The organism is Pseudoalteromonas sp. SWN29, from assembly GCF_015864465.1.
GTDB lineage: Bacteria > Pseudomonadota > Gammaproteobacteria > Enterobacterales > Alteromonadaceae > Pseudoalteromonas.
Genome location: NZ_JADYXE010000068.1, coordinates 1 through 16760, shown reverse-complemented (window position 1 = coordinate 16760; position 16760 = coordinate 1). Strand labels below are relative to the sequence as shown.

Sequence of the window (16760 nt, the reverse complement as noted above, 5' to 3'; positions counted from 1 at the left end):
TGCATTACTTTTGATAAGACATTCCATGTCGCGTCTGTTAACATTAATCTTGGCATGAGGGTTCGGTGTAACGTTTTTTAGCGAATTCAATTATACCTTATTCTCATGCTGTTTGTTTTTTATACCGCAAAGATCAACACGCCCTAATCTCGTGAAAGATTATACTTTTTCATTTTCTCAACGAGTGTTGTTCTGCGTACACCTAATATCTCTGCAGCGCGAGCTACAACGTAATCATAGCGCTCTAACGCTTGGGTTATTAAGCTAATTTCAAGTTCGGCTAAATAATCTTTAAGTTCAATGCCATCATCAGGCAACAGCCCACTACCCGTTTGGCTAAACTCAGCGTCAGGCTCACTTTCGTAATCGCTAAAACCGGTGCTAAATATATCGTTAAAGGCGTCTTTTTCCATTAACTCTTCAGGGTATTCAGGCTCGTAGGCTTCAACTTCAATGTAACGATACTTATTAGGCAAGTCGGGAATATCGACCACTTTTTCAGGGAACATAATAACCATACGTTCCACTAAGTTAGCAAGCTCACGAATATTACCAGGCCAAGCATGTTCTTTTAAACTCTCAACTGCGCGCTCTGTAAACTTAGCGGTAGAGCCAGTCTGGTCGTTAACACGGCGCATTAACTCTTTTAAAAGCAGCGGAATATCATCAGCACGCTCACTCAGCGATGGGTTTTCGATAGGAAATACATTTAAGCGGTAATATAAATCTTCCCTAAAACTCCCCTCTTCAATCATTGTTTCAAGATTACGGTGCGTGGCCGCAATAACGCGTACATCAGCCTGAATAGCCTTTGTACCACCAACACGCTCGTAGCTGCGTTCTTGCAATACTCGCAGCAACTTAACTTGCATTTGCAGTGGCATGTCGCCTATTTCGTCTAAAAATAGCGTTCCACCTTGAGCAAGTTCAAACCGCCCTTTACGCGCCGATATAGCACCCGTAAACGCGCCTTTTTCGTGGCCAAATAGTTCACTTTCGAGCAACTCTGCCGGAATAGCACCACAGTTAACCGGTACAAACGGTCCATTAATACGCTTTGAAAGCAAGTGTACATTACGGGCAACTACTTCTTTACCTGTTCCTGATTCGCCTAAAATTAAAACATTAGCGTCGGTTTTTGCCACTTGTTCAATTAAAAAGCGAACATCTTTTACGGCTTCTGTTTCACCAACAAGTCCATCAAAGATTTTATGTGGCTTAGTATGCTTATGCTCATTAGGCAGCATGCGCTGATACTGCTGGCAATCGTGAAGTAACTGAGTTGTCACTTCGTGATTAAATGGCTCGCAAATAAGCCCCACTACATTAGCTATACTTAATAGTGGTTTTAGCGTTTCGCCAATTAATAAAAACGGTAATGTTGGGTAGCGTTTAATTAAGCTTTCATGGTCAAGTGATTGCAACGCTCCTAAAATAATCATGCATTCTTGCTGCTGATATTTTTTGCATTCTTGTTCAAAGCAGTCTTCGCTTAATAGTTGAACAGCTTCACCAATAAAGCTAAGTGAAGCATTTAATCCTATTGCGCGGTTGTTATTATTATCTAAAATCAAGATCATATTTAGCGAGCCGTACTTTCACTAATTTGTATAATTAGTTAAATTGTAAGCCAGTTCAGAATGGATGCAAGTGATTGCGGCAGTTTTTTGACATCATTGCCAAAAAACTGCCGTTAAATTAACTATAAGTAATACTTAAGAGCTACCTGTTAACAAATCGAGAGAAAGTTTAAAAATGCCTGTGCTTTTGAACTATGAATATTCGGGATTCTACGTACATTACAAAAGCTTGCAACTTCAGCATTATTCCAATGATAAATACCTGTTAAACAACCAAAAAAATGTCTGTAGTCTACATAATATTCACTTCTTGGTGTTAGATTGTCAGAATGAGGTAGCAAGATTGCAGCACTTGTTTTACGAGTATTAATAACAAGTTTTTCTCTTATTTTGTCACCAGCCATAATATTAAAAACAAAAAAATAATCTACTAAATTTTCGGACTTCCTAATCGCGTTAACAAGACTACTCTGAACAAGTTTTGAGAATTTTATCTTCTCATATGGGATACATATTTCACTTTCATAATCGAGTAACTCAGCTTGAAGTACTAACTTTCGCGCCTCATAATCTTCTTTCGAATAACACTGCTTTCGTTCCTTTGATAGCTCACCAGTTTGTAAGTCTATCCCGCCTTCACCTTTATCAGCTAAAATAATAGCTTTAGGATCAAATGCTTTTATTTCATATGCATCAGCAACCCCTCTAAAATCATTCAATTTAGCTAGTTTCCCCCCTAACAAATATTTACCAGCAAATGGTAGATGATTTTTAGCTGGAAATAACTTTGTGTAATCCCGGTAACGTTTAAAGAATTGCTGCTTTTTTTGTTCTGCTTTAAATTCTAACTCAGGATCAGCTAAGTCATAATAGGTTTGAGGAAAAGGTCCAGCTCCAGTATACCCAAGAGCTAACAAATCCAACTTTGAGCAGTGCCTTGAAATAATAGAGTGTAGTTTTGCTGTATGCTGTGCCGATTCTATACAATCATTCAAGTTCAAGACATTTACACCATCACAACTTACAAATAAAGCCGAGTCTATGTCTGAAGCAGAACCATGTATATTTGGCACCACATATAAATGCGTATCTCCATATAAACTATGCTCTATTGGGGTTACCTCAATCCCATCGGCCTTTGCTTTATATAATAGATAATTATTCTCAAAAACAGGAATTATCACTGGCTTTTTGCCATATTTAGCAAATATTTTATGCAAAAAAATAGGATCATAATGATCTGGGTGAATATGTGAAATATAGATAATATCCGGCTCATTTATGATTTCGAGTGGATTATCTATTAAAGGAAACTGATGCCAAGCTCCATCATATGCTCCCGGTGTAAACCAAGGATCAGTTAGTATTCTGATATCTTTTGTCTCAATTTCTATACAAGCACTATAAATATAACGAACTTTCATAAAGACTTCTTGCTGATTAAATAACTAAGAAAGAAGTCTACATTATATTATAATAAACCTAAAATTGACTCTGCAGATTGATTTGCTTGCCCGCGAAGTGCTATGGATGCTTGAACTAAAATATCGTTAGATATCTTCTGAGAGATAGCCTGTGCATAATCGGTATCTTGAATTCGACTTTTACTTGCAGCAATATTTTCATTTTGCTCACCCAATCCACGAATGGTACTTGAAAGCGTATTTTCAAATGCACCAAGCTCTGCACGCTGACTATTAATTTCATCCGCAGCTTGGTCGCTAATATCAATCGCTGTTTGTGCGCCAGCTTGGGTCGAGATATCAATCCCCGCAATCACACTAGCAATACTGCCATTACCAAGGGTTACACTTTGCGTAGTATTTGCATCTGCCCCAACTTGAAACGATACTGACTGACCATCAAACAAAGGTTTACCGCCAAAAGAGGCATTTTCAAACGTTTCTGTGATTTGACTTTGTAACTGCACCACTTCATCTTGTAAAGCAGCTCGGTCATTATCGTTAAGCGCCCCATTACCTGCTTGAATAGAGAGTTCACGAATACGTAACACGGAATCATTAACCCCAGATAAATTAGATTCTGTTGCTTGTGAGTAAGAAATGCCACCATAAGCATTGCTCACGGCTTGCCCATACCCGTCTTGTTGGGAGGTCAAACGATCTATAATCTGTAACGCAGCGGCGTCATCGGCCGCAGAGTTTACTTTTTTACCTGTAGTAAGTTGCTCTGCAAGCTTATTGCTGGTTTGCTGCGTTTGGTTTAAAAAGTTAGTTGCTGGTGATTGAATTTTCATAACAGGCTCCGACACACTGAATGGTTAAATTATAGCTTAATTTGCCAAATTTTATACTTTGTACCATGTTTAAACTAAATTAACTTGGCATCGAGCTTGCTAACATACTTAGTTAGTAGGTAAAGTACTGAGTTGTGTATTAAATTTCACTTTTTGCGTATTTAACTTTTACATATAACTACGCCAATGATAAATAACTTGGATAAAACAATGTTCGATAACAAAACAATTCTAATTACCGGTGGTACCGGATCATTCGGTAAAAAATACGTAAAAACCTTACTTGAACGATATAACCCGAAAAAGATCATTATATTTTCACGTGATGAGCTAAAACAATTTGAAATGCAACAAGAGTTCGATCAACCCTGTATGCGTTATTTTATTGGCGATGTCCGCGATAAAGACCGCTTAATTAGAGCTATGCGCGGTGTAAATTTTGTTATTCACGCAGCCGCACTTAAACAAGTACCAGCAGCAGAATATAACCCAATGGAATGCATTAAAACCAATATTAATGGCGCTGAAAACGTTATTGATGCAGCGCTGGACAACGATGTTGAAAAAGTTATCGCTCTATCTACCGATAAAGCCGCTAACCCAATTAATTTATATGGCGCTACAAAATTGGCATCAGACAAACTATTTGTAGCCGCTAACAATATAGCTGGTGGTAACCGTACTACTTTCTCTGTGGTACGTTATGGTAATGTGGTTTGTTCACGAGGCTCTGTAGTGCCTATTTTTCAAAAATTTATTGATGAAGGTCGCGACCATATCCCAATTACTCATGAAGAAATGACCCGTTTTTGGATTAGCTTGCAACAAGGCGTTGATTTTGTTTTAACTAACTTTGAACGTATGCTTGGTGGCGAAATTTTCGTGCCTAAAATCCCATCAATACGTATTGCTGATTTAGCAACAGCAATGGCACCAAATCTTCCGCAAAAAAACATCGGGATTCGTCCTGGAGAAAAGCTCCATGAAGTTATGTGTCCTGCTGATCTATGCTTTGAGACGTATGAATATCAAGATCATTTCTTAATAGCCCCAGGAATAAAGTTTAGTAGCCGCAGTAATGATTTTACGGTTAACGCACTAGGGGAGAAAGGCAACAAAGTAAAACAAGGTTTTGAATATAACTCTTTAAGCAACCCACACTTTATGTCACTTGAAGAAATAAAAGCCTTTAACATTGAAGCATTAATTTAAGAAGCTAAATAATGATCCCATATGGTAAGCAATCAATTTCACAACAAGATATTGACGCTGTTATAGATGTTTTAAAATCAGATTGGTTAACACAAGGTCCAAAAGTTCCTGCATTTGAACAAGCGATTGCACAATACTGCAAGGTGAAATTTGCATCCGCAACCAATAGCGCAACATCAGCTTTGCATATTGCTTGCTTAGCTTTAGGCCTTGGTGAAGGCGATACGGTTTGGACATCTCCTATCTCTTTTGTAGCATCAGCAAATTGTGCTTTATATTGTGGCGCAACAATTGATTTTGTTGATATTGATTTAGCAACGGGCAACATGTCAGTTGTTGAACTTGAAAAGAAATTAATTATTGCAGATCAAAGCAACTGTTTGCCTAAAGTGGTGATCCCTGTTCATCTAGCGGGTCAATCATGTGATATGCAATCGATTCATAAGCTTGCTCTAGAATATAATTTTAAAATTATAGAAGACGCCTCTCATGCTATTGGTGCTAAATACTTAAATAAACCTGTAGGCTGTTGTCAGTTTTCGGATATCACTGTTTTTAGTTTTCATCCAGTCAAAATTATCACCTCTGCTGAAGGCGGGATGGCTGTCACAAATAATCAAGAAATAGCAAAGCGTTTAAGGCGTTTAAGAAGCCATGGTATCATATCAGATCCTGCAGAGATGACTGAACAAAGCCATGGACCTTGGTATTACCAGCAAATAGAGCTTGGCTTTAATTATAGAATGACTGAACTACACGCTGCGCTTGGATTAAGTCAACTTAATCGACTCGACAGTTTTGTAAAAACACGAAATATCATTGCAAAACAATTCGATAAATTTTTTACTGAGCAAAATATGCAATCACTGTTAGTTACTGAAGATTGTTACAGCAGCTATCATTTGTATATTTTGCGTTTAGAATTTAGCAATCAAGCGCTGCAAGCTATGATGATAAAACAACTTAGAGCTCAGGGCATACAAGCTCATTTACACTATATTCCAATATTTTTACAACCTTTCTATAAACAGTTGGGCTTTGATAAGTCAGCTTTCCCAAATGCGATGAAATACTACTCAAAGGTAGTTACTATACCTTTACACCCAACACTTACTGCGCAAGAGATTAGCACAGTTAAAAATACAGTTAAAAGTCTTTATCAACAACTCAGCTCAGCTAATAAATCCACGCCATCCCAATAATGATCAAATGTTAATGCTTGCCCTAAAGCGATAGCTCTAATTGCCGTTGTGGCAAGTTGGTTCTGCTCACTCGTGTTTAATCCAAAATAACTAATAGTTTGCAATTTATCAGTTTTTTCTAAATCTAATCGCTGTATCTGGCAAGACAAAACCAAACCATCCCCCTGATGATGTAATAACATATCTGGTGAAAATTCAACTAACTCACAGTGCATAAACTCGTGATATTTATTGATAGCCAATATGTTAATAGTTGCGAGTAAAATCAACTGTTGTAAATGGTATAAGCGATTTGCTTGTGCTGTTTGACTAAACTGCGGTTCACCTTGGCTAAGAGCTAAACGAAGTGCCTGCCAGAATAGATGCTGTAACTCTGATGATGTCTGATACCACAAGATAGCTTTAGGTGAAGAACAAGCTTGTTGTGAAAAAGCATTAAAATCACGAATAAAGCGTGATACAGCAAGGTCAATATCCGCTTCTGTCGTAAGACGAATAACGGCTAACGAATAACGATCTGGAAAACACACTTGATGTTGAACATGCGCTTGTTGATTGATTTTTGCTATTGCATCATCGCCCCCCCAGATGATGCGCATATCGCAATGTTCGCTAAAATGCTCAGTGATTACCTGCGTATCACTTGAATAAGATACGATAACACACAATGAGTTTAATACTGAGTTAGGGTACAACAATAAAAACTCATTAAGCAGTGCTATCAACTGATAAGTTTGCTCACCACTGCGATCACTGATCCTCACTATATTACAGTTACCGCAGAGCATACTCAGTAATAAACTATAGAAATATACTGTATCCACATTGGCCGGTGTTATATGAAAAACCACTCCTCGTGGTTGGCTATGCTCTAGAGCTATAAAGTGTTCTTTCATGGCAAGTAAATTTGCCTTTCGACACCAAAATCCCAATGCTGATACTCCATTCGATTGCTGCTTTTTCAACAAAAACTGCGAGAAAGCGGCAATATCAGCAATAATATCATCGTGAAACGGCACTGCCTGCGCTGATAATAGCGTGAACTCCCCCTGTAACTGCTGCAATGAGGTATGTTTAAATAAAGGTATCACTACAGCCCCTTACTTGTGATTTAGTTAACCGCCCATGTACTGTAAAGTATTTACCCAATCGACCGCATTGGCAGTTATCTTCTCCATGCACAGTGCCTATGTCCTCAGTTAGTAAACGATGCCCAGGGTAACTTTTAGCAAGTACAGACTCAACTTGAATGACCCCTTGTGTATTAAAAGGTAAAGGTTGCTGTGTGGCTGCATCAACTATAGTGATATCAGACCAGGCAGGTGTATGTAAAAAGCCATGTTCACACTCTATGTAAATCGTACCCGTCTGTTCCACCATGCCATAGTAATCATGTACATTAATAGCGCCGAGTTGCTCTGCAACGGCTTGTTTAAATGCCTTATTGGTCACTGCGTGTTGTTGCATTTTTTTCCAGCCACCACCGTGCAGTAAAACTCCTTGTTCAAATTTAACACTTTTACTACATTTCGCTAGCCCTTGGATAAATTGCTGCCAAACAATAAAAGTAAAACCAAACATAAAAACTGGCGTTGTACTATATTTTTCAAAAAAAGCGTCAATTACAGATATGTTTAAAGTCATATCATCATTTAATGCAAAGTGCGGATCACGTCCAAAAAACAACATGCCTTGAATACCTGCTGCGCGGGCGGACATTGCTGATTTTTTTTGTATCGTCTGTTTCGCATCAATAATTAGTATAGGTAAACGTTGTTTACCTAACCAATGTTGCAATGTTTTTGTCAAAATTTTACTTTGTAACTGCGCAGTCTGTGCATCTAATGATATTTTAGATACAGCCCCGCTAGTGCCAGAGGAAGTTAATAAACGATGTTGTTGATCTGCATTTATACTGGATAACAAAAACTGCTTAAATAATGGCACAGCTAATGGCATTGTATCTGAAAATGATTGCTGTAAACGCTGATAATACTCACAATGTTGTTTATGATAACTATCTAAAAACGTAAGTTGGGTATTTAAAAACGCCTGTTTTTCACTTTTTGCTAAACCATACACAGGTAATTCACGCAACTGTTCATCAGTTAAGTGCATGATAATCCACCTTACCGTTACTAAGCCTAGGAATAGCTTTCAAATGAACCACACTAATTAAACGACTATGACATTTAAGCTTATCTGCTAGAAGTTTTTTTATATCAACGTTAGTCTGCTCACTGACATAAGCGATAAAAGAATCCTCACAGCCTGTGCAAATAATTTCTAACGCAAGCTCAGTACTTATCCAGCTTTGTATTTCATCAAGATTAATGCGCTTCCCCGCAAGTTTGCAAATACGTTTAGAGCGACCCACTATTTGATAAAAACCATTTTCAAGACGCTGTGCAATATCGCCGGTTTTGAGTGGTAAATTTTGCGAAAATGAGCTCAACTCTGTGCTTATTGTCGCATAACCACCAAATACATTATCGCCGACCATACATAACTCACCTGATGTATTAAGCGCAGTGATTTCTCGCTCTTCTTCATCAATGAGATGCAGCGATGTATTGGGGATAGCAAGACCGATCACGTTTATATTTTCAACAAAATGCTCAGCAGGTAGATAGGCTATTCGCGCAGTGGCTTCCGTTTGTCCATACATAGTATAAAACTCAACATTATTAGCCTGTGTGTACTGTGCAAGAGCCTGCCATTGCTTATCAAGTAATTTTCCGCCAGCTTGCGCCATATAGCGAATTTTCTGCAAGGGTAGCTTTTCTAACCCTAAGCGTATCAGTAGCTGAAAACTAAATGGCACACCGTAAAAGCTATTTACTTTAAATTTTTGAAACTGCTGCCAAAAGCGTGCTGACATTGGGCTCTCATTTTGTATAACAATAGTAGCTCCCCGCGCTAAGTGGCTATGTAAAATAGACAATCCAAACGAATATGACAGTGGCAAAAACGTCATTGCCACATCGCTGCTTTTTATCGGTAAAAACTCGCAGATTGAAGCACAGTTAGCAGTAAGATTTGCTTTACTTAACTTCACCAGTTTTGGCGAACCAGTTGAACCACTTGTAGATAAAAGCACACTTAGTTCAATAGCTAGTTGATGTTTACACAAGCTAAACGGCTGAATAGTTTGCTCTGTAATTATAGCGTTAACTTGATAGTGATCGTATAAAGCATGTTTTTCAGTATCACTTAATGATGGGTCAACTAAAAGAACAACATGCTGCGTTCTTAATAATGCTAAGTAATAAACAATAAAATTAAGAGAAGAGTTTGCAACCAGTGCAATTAATTCGCGCTCAATTGGTAATATGTGTTGAACATCACTTATTTTCTGCTCAAGTTCTATATAATCAATTACCTGATCATTATAAATCAGTCGCCCTTGAGTATTTTTCGCTGTTAGTTGCCAGAACATTCCAGCCATATTACAACCTTAATCCGCCATCAACTGCAATTGTTTGGCCTGTAATATAAGCAGCTTGACTGCTTAACAAAAATGCCGCTACGTGAGCAATATCTCCTGCCTGCCCTAAACGTTTAAGAGCTGTACGTTGACTGAGTTGTTGTTTCTTTTCATCATCAAAATGAGCCACTAATGGTGTTTCGATAACTCCCGGGGCAAGAGCATTAACCCGAATATTATAACTTCCAAGCTCCTGTGCTAAGCTTGTAGCTAACCCTTTTATAGCGGCTTTCATACTCGCATAAACAACTTGTCCGCTACCTCCTTGCTCTGCAACAACAGAACTAATTAACACTATACTCCCTTGTTTTTTACGAAGCATAAGCTTACTAGCGCCTTGGCAAAGTAATAAAGCCGCTTTTAAATGTATGTGATATTGTTGATCAATTTGTGTATCGCGACTCATCATCAATGGTGCTTCAAGCATATCACCGGCACAATGTACTAGCCCTTCAATATTAATCTTCTGTTGTGAAATCGAGCTAAACAGTTGTTTTATCTGAGCACTGTCACTTACATCAGTAATTTCTGTGAGTATGGCAGCCATGGGATAGCTTGATAATAATTGCTCTTTCGCCATATTTAATTTTTCAGCACTTCGAGCAACTAAAATTACAGCTTTGTGCTGCGCCACAATGTTACTCGCAGTGGCATACCCTATGCCACTGTTAGCGCCTGTGATCAGCGTATAAGTTACTGTGTTAGTCAAATGACACTCCGTACTTAGCTAAAATGTGCTGAGCTTTTAAAAACGAACTCATATCTATAATATCATCTGTATCAAGCATAATATCAAATTCGCCTTCTAGCTCTGCTATCAACATCATATGACTCATCGAATCCCATGTAGGATGCTCAGAATAACTAAGTTCATTGCACACTTCTTCCGGCACAATCTCTAATATATTAACAAATGCAGTGGTGAGCTTTTCTAATGACACATTAACCTCGATTTAAAAAGTGCTTTATTTTAGTTGTTGCTTGCTCAAACTCTGATTGGTTGAGTGAAATGTTGAGCATATGATTATCACTTGGGTGCTCGCAGAGCTGATAGCCAAGCTGTTGATTATAGCGAATTGCAGCCTGGTTTTCCCGTCTTACTTCTGAGTTTAAATATAAAATATTCAAATCATTAAACGCATAATCCAACATAACTAAAGACGGTGCAAAGGCCAGTATATTATTCAGGTATTGTGTATCAGAAATATAAATACCAATACTCGCCGACTCGACCATTTCAAGGTTTTGCTCTGCATGAATATTAATGACACCAATTGCAGTGGTTTTATAATTAATTATAAAGTGTTGCTGATTACAATCCGCAAGCATCACATTAAACCATTGTTGATGATGTTCCCATTCAATAGCATCTCTATTTTTCATTTGAGTTCGAACATGATCAAGGTTTCGCCATTGCCAAACGCGCTCACAATCACTTGCTTTCACTTCACTTAGCTGTACTGCATAATTTGCTAATCGAGAAAGACGCACGTTACTCTCCTAACTTTTTTTGTTTTACATCTTGATTGAGCATAGTAATTTCAGGGTATTGTTTTAAAAAGCCTAAAATATTGATGTACTGCGCAGAACTAATCTCACCAGGGTAAGCCATCACTAGTTGTGTAAACATCTCTAAATCGCTGGATTCATCAATACATAATCGCGCACTGTTTTGGTAATCGCACGGAACTTTAAATTGACTAATTTGAAATAGTTCTGGGTGCTGATACAAGTATGGAGTTACATGCTCTTTTTGAAACTCTTCTATAGCATTCTTTGCTGCCCTTTTTAACGCCTTAACCGACATTACCTCAGCATCAAAACCTCGAATATGTTCGCCAATGTACAGGCTTGAATAATCATCTCCTCGCTCAAGATGATAAGCAATTAATTGATCGACAAGTTGAGCATCCACTAACGGACAATCGGCAGTCAAACGTACAATACGATCATCATCACCCAAGGCAAGCATCTGCACAACATCAGCAAAACGTTGTAACACATTAAGCTTACTACCGCGAAAAACCCTGACACCTTGTTGTAAACAATGCACAGCAACACCGTCGTCATTATTATGATCACTCGTTGCAATTACATGTTCCGTGATGCTTTTCGATAATTTAAGACGTGTAATATGATATTGCAACAACGATTGGCCATTGACAGTTTGTAACACTTTGCCTGGCAGTCGTGTGGAATCATACCGAGCTTGTGAGCATGCGATCACTTTCATTGCTGAACATACTCCAGCTTCATCGCACTACCTTTATTCAATACCTTACTAGCAGACTTACCTAGGATTGAGTTTAAATAACGTGGATGTAAACCAAGGCCGGGTCTAACTGAGCGTAAATTTGTTTCAGTAAATAACTCACCCTGTTTAATATCTTGCGCTATATACAAAGAACGTCTAAATGCGACGTTATCTTGCTCGCTTTTCGCTAAGCGAAAGCTAGGCTCACCAAGCGCGCTAGAGGTCGCTGTTGTAGCATCAACCATCGCTTTAAAAGCACTAGGACTTAATGAAAACGCAGCATCAACACTTGTTGTATCATGTTCTAATTTAAAATGTTTTTCTATAATACTCGCCCCCAGTGCAACTGATGCTATCGCAGCAGTATCGGCTAGACTATGGTCACTTAAACCAACAGGAAGTGCTAAGTGCTGTTTTAAATAAGCAAGTGTTGATAAATTACAGTCATTGATTGGTGTAGGGTAACCGCTGACACAGTGTAAAACTGCTAACTGTTTACCACCAGCTTCTTTTACCGCAGTCACAGCTTCTTCAATTTCATCAAGGGTGGCCATGCCAGTAGACATAATGATTGGCTTACCTGTTTGAGCCGCGTATTGAATCAAACCTATATCTGTAATTTCGAACGAAGCAATTTTATATGCAGGGCAATTTAAGTCTTCTAACAGATCAATTGCAGTTTTGTCGAATGGCGAAGAAAAAAGTGTAATGCCATGTTGCTTTGCTCGTGCGAATAACGCTTCATGCCAATCCCACGGAGTATGTGCTTCTTCATATAAATCATATAAAGTACGGCCTTTCCAAAGTTTATCTTTAACAACAAACTCTGGCCCATCATGGTTAAGTGTAATCGTATCTGGGCGGTAAGTTTGTATTTTAATTGCACTTGCCCCCGTTTTAGCAGCAGCATCAATTAATTCAAGTGCTTTATTAATATCGCCACCGTGATTTCCAGAAAGCTCAGCAATCGTGTAAGGCTGACAACCCTCACCAATTTTAATACCGTCAATAGTAATGTGTTTTTGTAGTTGCCCTACATCAAATTGAGTCATTATTGTTTTTCACTATAAGTCGATTAATTGCATCTAAAATACGTGTGGCGGCTTTGCCGTCGAGCGATTCGTTCGCCACTTGCCTTAAATTACTTTTCTTATCGGCTGATTGTAATAAAAGTAAAGCCTGATGTGTTATATTTTCAATGCTTTGCACGCTGTTGCGCAAATCTAGACCAATATAAGCAGTACCGCATAAAGGCGATAAAAGCGCTTGCTGTTGATTATCGGCCATCACCAAAGCAAGCGTTGGCACACCTAAATAGAGCAACTCGTAAAGGCTCCCCCCTGCACCTGCAATTGATATATCAGCTTGAGCCATAATTACAGCAACATTCATTGCATCTAGATGAAGTGTAATTCGATTACAAGCCGATAAATTCTTTAATTCTTCGAGAGTTTGCTTAGCCATCGAGTTTGTCGCTAGTACATCAATATGCTCAACAGCAGAATGCGACAGTAAAGCATGACATATTTTAGCTGACAACATTTTGACATCAGTACCACCTAAACACACTAATACCCGACCACTTTTTCGAAAAGTAGTATGGGATTGCAATAAAAACTCTTGGCGTATCAGCCTATAACTTAGACCTTGTAATATTATAGATGCATTATGCTTACTCTCAAACGCATCGCTAGGGTTTACTATTAAATCAACCGCTAGAGTAGGCTCATAAGTATTATCATCAAACAAAACTATACAGCTCACACTTTGCTTTAAATTTACAAAATTCGATTCAGTTAAGTGATAATCATCAATTACCAACGCCTCTGTATTATGCAATTGCGTTGTTAAGCATTTTCCTTCTAACAACACTATTTTTATTGGCAGTAAATATAAGCGCTTTAGTACTGTCGGAGCAATATCATGTGCAAACAAAACAATCTGATAGTTTTGCAGTAAAGCAGCTTCAATTAATGCTAACTGGCGCATAATGTGGCCAAAACCAATTGCTTGACCTGCATTTACATAAAATGCGATTTTTCTTTGTTCTTTCATACAAATAAGTGCTCGAAGAAACTATCAAATGACTATGCCTTCAGTTAAGCTTATATTCAAGTACACTAGCAAAATTTACTAAATGGTCTAAATAGTCTAAAGTTTGCTTAATTTTTAATATGTAAATAACAATACAAACACTATGACACAAAAAACAGCCTATATTTTTGGTGCTGGTGACGCCGGTATCGCCGCACACAACTTTTTAAAAGCTCACTATAGTGTAAAGGGTTATATTGATAATGATGCTAAAAAACAAGCAACCCAAATAAATCGTTTGAACATATATGCCCCTGAAAAGGTTCTTCACTTTAAATTTGATTATATTTTTATTGCCAGTGAGTTTTTTGAGCAAATAGAACAGCAGCTTATAACTGAACTTGGGTTGCCACCTCAGAAAGTAAAAGTACTCCCCGCTCACGCGATTAAAATAACAAAGCTTGGAGATAGCAATACCAAACCCCGAGCAACTCAATTACTTGGCCTTATTTGCAAAGCCTTAAGTCTTGAATCGGTAGATTACTTTGTTGATGCAGGTTCGCTATTAGGGATCGTTCGTGATAATGAGTTAATCCCATGGGATGATGATTTAGATATCGCCATCGCTCACCCCCATGCAAAACAGTGTTTAAATACACTCAATAAGCTGATACCGAAACTAGAGCAATGCTTTGGTGTTACATGGCAAGTAGCTATAAATCACGCCAAAAGTGACTACGCAACAATAAAATATAAAGATATTGCCAGTTTTAAGTTACGCCCTGTAACAAATTTAAAAGAATTCCCACAAGTTGATTTTTTCATAAAGTATATTAATGGCGATGAAATGTACCATGTTATTTCATCACGCGGCTTCACCTTTAAAAGTAAGCATATGTTTCATAGAAAAAATATTACGTTTAAAACTCATAGCCTAATGATCCCTACGGAAGCTGAGAGTTACCTACAAGACCACTATGGTGATGACTGGCGTACACCGAAAAAAGAGTGGCATTTAGGACAGATAAGTAATGCAACCGTTTTTAAGGGGGAGTAGATGAAAACGATTTTAACTTACGGTACCTTCGATTTGTTCCATATTGGCCACTTGAATCTACTACGTAGACTAAAAGCAATGGGTGATCATTTAATTGTTGGTGTATCCACAGATGAGTTTAATTTAGAGAAAGGCAAACAAAGTATTTATAAATATCAGGATCGTGCCGATATAGTAGAAGCAATTGATTGTGTAGACTTAGCTATTCCAGAATATAGCTGGGAACAAAAATTAACTGATATAGAAAAATACCATGTAAGTACATTCGCTATTGGCAATGATTGGGCAGGTAAGTTTGATCACTTAAAAAGCCAATGTGATGTTATCTATTTACCAAGAACAGAAAACATTTCGTCTACCGCTGTAAAACAAAGTATCAATATACTAAATACAGCCAAAATCGATGAATTTAAAAAAGCGCTTGATGGTATCAAAGCAATTATAAATACAATTCAGTAAGTTATAACAGGAAATGAAAATGCATCTATCTGCTCAGCCATTAGTATCTATTTTAATGCCTGTTTACAATTGCGCGCCTTTCCTGAATTCTGCAATTGAATCTATTTTAAATCAGACGTATAAAAATTTTGAGCTTCTAATTATTGATGATGGCTCTACAGATACAAGTCTAGGAATAATTAAACACTACTCTTCTGTAGATAAACGCATTAGGTTTATTTCTAGAGAGAATAAAGGCTTAATAGATACAATTAATGAAATGGTTACGCTTGCTGAAGGTGACTACATTGCTCGTATGGATGGCGATGATATTTCACTGCCAACCAGAATAGAAAGGCAATTAACAAAAATAACTTCTGAAGAAAGTATTATTCTCGTTGGGTGCTGGATTAAACTGTTTGGAGAACGCTCTGAAACCTGGCACTACAGACGCACTAACGATGAATCGCAAGTTATTAGTTTGTTTGCCCGGTGCTGTTTAACACATGCTTCCTTTTTAGCACACAAAAGCTTGTTCCAAAAATACCCTTTTAATCCAAACTATACACACTTAGAGGATCTTGACTTCTTAAACCGTGTAATACGTGGAGAAAATGGCAAGATATTATCTATTCCAGAAACACTATATCAATACAGAATACACAACAGCTCTATTTGCAATACCTTTGCCGATATACAAAAACAACGTCGTATCGAATTATTACAAACACATTTGAAGCACTACAGAATTCAATTAAATGTTGATCAACTAAACAGTTACTTTAAGTTTTGCGAACAGCAAAAAGTATTAAACATATCTCAATTAAAAGAAATTTTGTTAGAAGTTTGTACATTATCTCAGCACTCTTTTCCCGATTGCTTTTTGGAGTTTGAACTAAGGTGGCGCACTTACTGTAAACGATTTAACTTTCCTTACGAGTCACTTGATAGCAATCTGTCACAGCGAGTTTCACTTTTATGATGACATTACTTGACGCATTTACTGAACAAAGAGCCCTGAATAACAATTATAAAGATATTGCGGCTTGGAAGCTAGGAGGTACAAACCTAACCAGCTCTAAACACTTTAACCCTGAACATTTATTCTATGGCCCATTAAAAAGTCCACAGATTTTTTCGTACTTAGACAAGGAGATTGATAGTAAGCGTCTAGCAAAGTGCACCTGCCAGTAACTCGTCAAACCGATTAAGCTATTTCTGAATTTCAATTAGGAGATA

General features: G+C 37.8%; 17 protein-coding genes. 5 read left to right on the top strand and 12 right to left on the bottom strand.

Annotated features, from left to right (window positions below; genetic code table 11):
• Positions 1–143 precede the first annotated feature (143 nt).
• The 3 genes from I6F53_RS18665 to I6F53_RS18655 all read right to left on the bottom strand — a co-directional run bounded on the left by I6F53_RS18665 (position 144) and on the right by I6F53_RS18655 (position 3837).
• Positions 144–1580: a sigma-54 dependent transcriptional regulator gene (locus I6F53_RS18665; RefSeq protein WP_197240752.1), complete on the bottom strand. Its 1437-nt coding sequence runs from the start codon at positions 1578–1580 to the stop codon at positions 144–146.
• A gap of 149 nt (positions 1581–1729) precedes the next feature.
• Positions 1730–3004 carry an MBL fold metallo-hydrolase gene (locus I6F53_RS18660; protein WP_197240750.1) on the bottom strand — a complete coding sequence of 425 codons (1275 nt, stop codon included), beginning with the start codon at positions 3002–3004 and terminating at the stop codon, positions 1730–1732.
• Positions 3005–3051: 47 nt separating this feature from the next.
• Positions 3052–3837, bottom strand: a complete 786-nt coding sequence (locus tag I6F53_RS18655; RefSeq protein ID WP_197240749.1) for a flagellin N-terminal helical domain-containing protein — start codon at positions 3835–3837, stop codon at positions 3052–3054.
• Positions 3838–4047: 210 nt separating this feature from the next.
• Between I6F53_RS18655 and pseB the strand changes: the two genes are divergently transcribed.
• Together pseB and pseC are read left to right on the top strand one after the other, a co-directional pair.
• On the top strand, positions 4048–5049 hold the full coding sequence (gene pseB / locus I6F53_RS18650; protein ID WP_197240747.1) for a UDP-N-acetylglucosamine 4,6-dehydratase (inverting): 1002 nt from the start codon (positions 4048–4050) through the stop codon (positions 5047–5049).
• 11 nt (positions 5050–5060) lie between these two features.
• Positions 5061–6251, top strand: coding sequence for a UDP-4-amino-4,6-dideoxy-N-acetyl-beta-L-altrosamine transaminase (gene pseC / locus I6F53_RS18645; RefSeq protein ID WP_197240739.1), 1191 nt, complete (start codon positions 5061–5063; stop codon positions 6249–6251).
• Here the strand turns inward: pseC and I6F53_RS18640 are convergent.
• From I6F53_RS18640 to I6F53_RS18600, 9 genes are read right to left on the bottom strand one after another with little or no spacing between them, the layout of a single operon-like run.
• Positions 6209–7342 (bottom strand): aldehyde dehydrogenase family protein, encoded by a 1134-nt coding sequence (locus I6F53_RS18640; RefSeq protein WP_197240732.1) that lies wholly within the window; start codon positions 7340–7342, stop codon positions 6209–6211. The genes pseC and I6F53_RS18640 overlap by 43 nt on opposite strands.
• A complete protein-coding gene (locus I6F53_RS18635) occupies positions 7326–8369 on the bottom strand; it encodes a LuxE/PaaK family acyltransferase (RefSeq protein ID WP_197240730.1) in 1044 nt (347 codons plus the stop codon). Before I6F53_RS18635 ends, I6F53_RS18640 begins: the two co-directional genes overlap by 17 nt.
• The gene (locus tag I6F53_RS18630; RefSeq protein WP_197240729.1) at positions 8356–9699 is read right to left on the bottom strand and encodes an AMP-binding protein; all 1344 of its coding nucleotides are present in this window, start codon (positions 9697–9699) and stop codon (positions 8356–8358) included. Before I6F53_RS18630 ends, I6F53_RS18635 begins: the two co-directional genes overlap by 14 nt.
• A gap of 1 nt (position 9700) precedes the next feature.
• Positions 9701–10447 (bottom strand): SDR family NAD(P)-dependent oxidoreductase, encoded by a 747-nt coding sequence (locus I6F53_RS18625; RefSeq protein ID WP_197240727.1) that lies wholly within the window; start codon positions 10445–10447, stop codon positions 9701–9703.
• Positions 10440–10679, bottom strand: coding sequence for an acyl carrier protein (locus I6F53_RS18620; RefSeq protein ID WP_197240726.1), 240 nt, complete (start codon positions 10677–10679; stop codon positions 10440–10442). The genes I6F53_RS18625 and I6F53_RS18620 overlap by 8 nt, the downstream gene beginning before the upstream one ends.
• A gap of 1 nt (position 10680) precedes the next feature.
• Entirely contained in the window at positions 10681–11229 is a 549-nt protein-coding gene (locus I6F53_RS18615; RefSeq protein WP_197240724.1) for a GNAT family N-acetyltransferase, read from the bottom strand.
• A 1-nt stretch (position 11230) separates the two neighbouring features.
• Complete coding sequence (locus I6F53_RS18610; protein ID WP_197240723.1) at positions 11231–11971, bottom strand: cytidylyltransferase domain-containing protein; 741 nt, start codon at positions 11969–11971, stop codon at positions 11231–11233.
• Positions 11968–13044 (bottom strand): pseudaminic acid synthase, encoded by a 1077-nt coding sequence (gene pseI, locus I6F53_RS18605; RefSeq protein WP_197240722.1) that lies wholly within the window; start codon positions 13042–13044, stop codon positions 11968–11970. The genes I6F53_RS18610 and pseI overlap by 4 nt, the downstream gene beginning before the upstream one ends.
• Complete coding sequence (locus tag I6F53_RS18600) at positions 13031–14047, bottom strand: hypothetical protein (RefSeq protein WP_197240717.1); 1017 nt, start codon at positions 14045–14047, stop codon at positions 13031–13033. Before I6F53_RS18600 ends, pseI begins: the two co-directional genes overlap by 14 nt.
• A gap of 142 nt (positions 14048–14189) precedes the next feature.
• Between I6F53_RS18600 and I6F53_RS18595 the strand changes: the two genes are divergently transcribed.
• The 3 genes from I6F53_RS18595 to I6F53_RS18585 are packed head-to-tail and all read left to right on the top strand — an operon-like array spanning position 14190 to position 16503.
• Positions 14190–15083, top strand: a complete 894-nt coding sequence (locus I6F53_RS18595; RefSeq protein WP_197240716.1) for a LicD family protein — start codon at positions 14190–14192, stop codon at positions 15081–15083.
• Positions 15084–15542: an adenylyltransferase/cytidyltransferase family protein gene (locus I6F53_RS18590; RefSeq protein ID WP_197240708.1), complete on the top strand. Its 459-nt coding sequence runs from the start codon at positions 15084–15086 to the stop codon at positions 15540–15542.
• 19 nt (positions 15543–15561) lie between these two features.
• Positions 15562–16503, top strand: coding sequence for a glycosyltransferase family 2 protein (locus tag I6F53_RS18585; RefSeq protein WP_197240707.1), 942 nt, complete (start codon positions 15562–15564; stop codon positions 16501–16503).
• Positions 16504–16760: the final 257 nt, after the last annotated feature.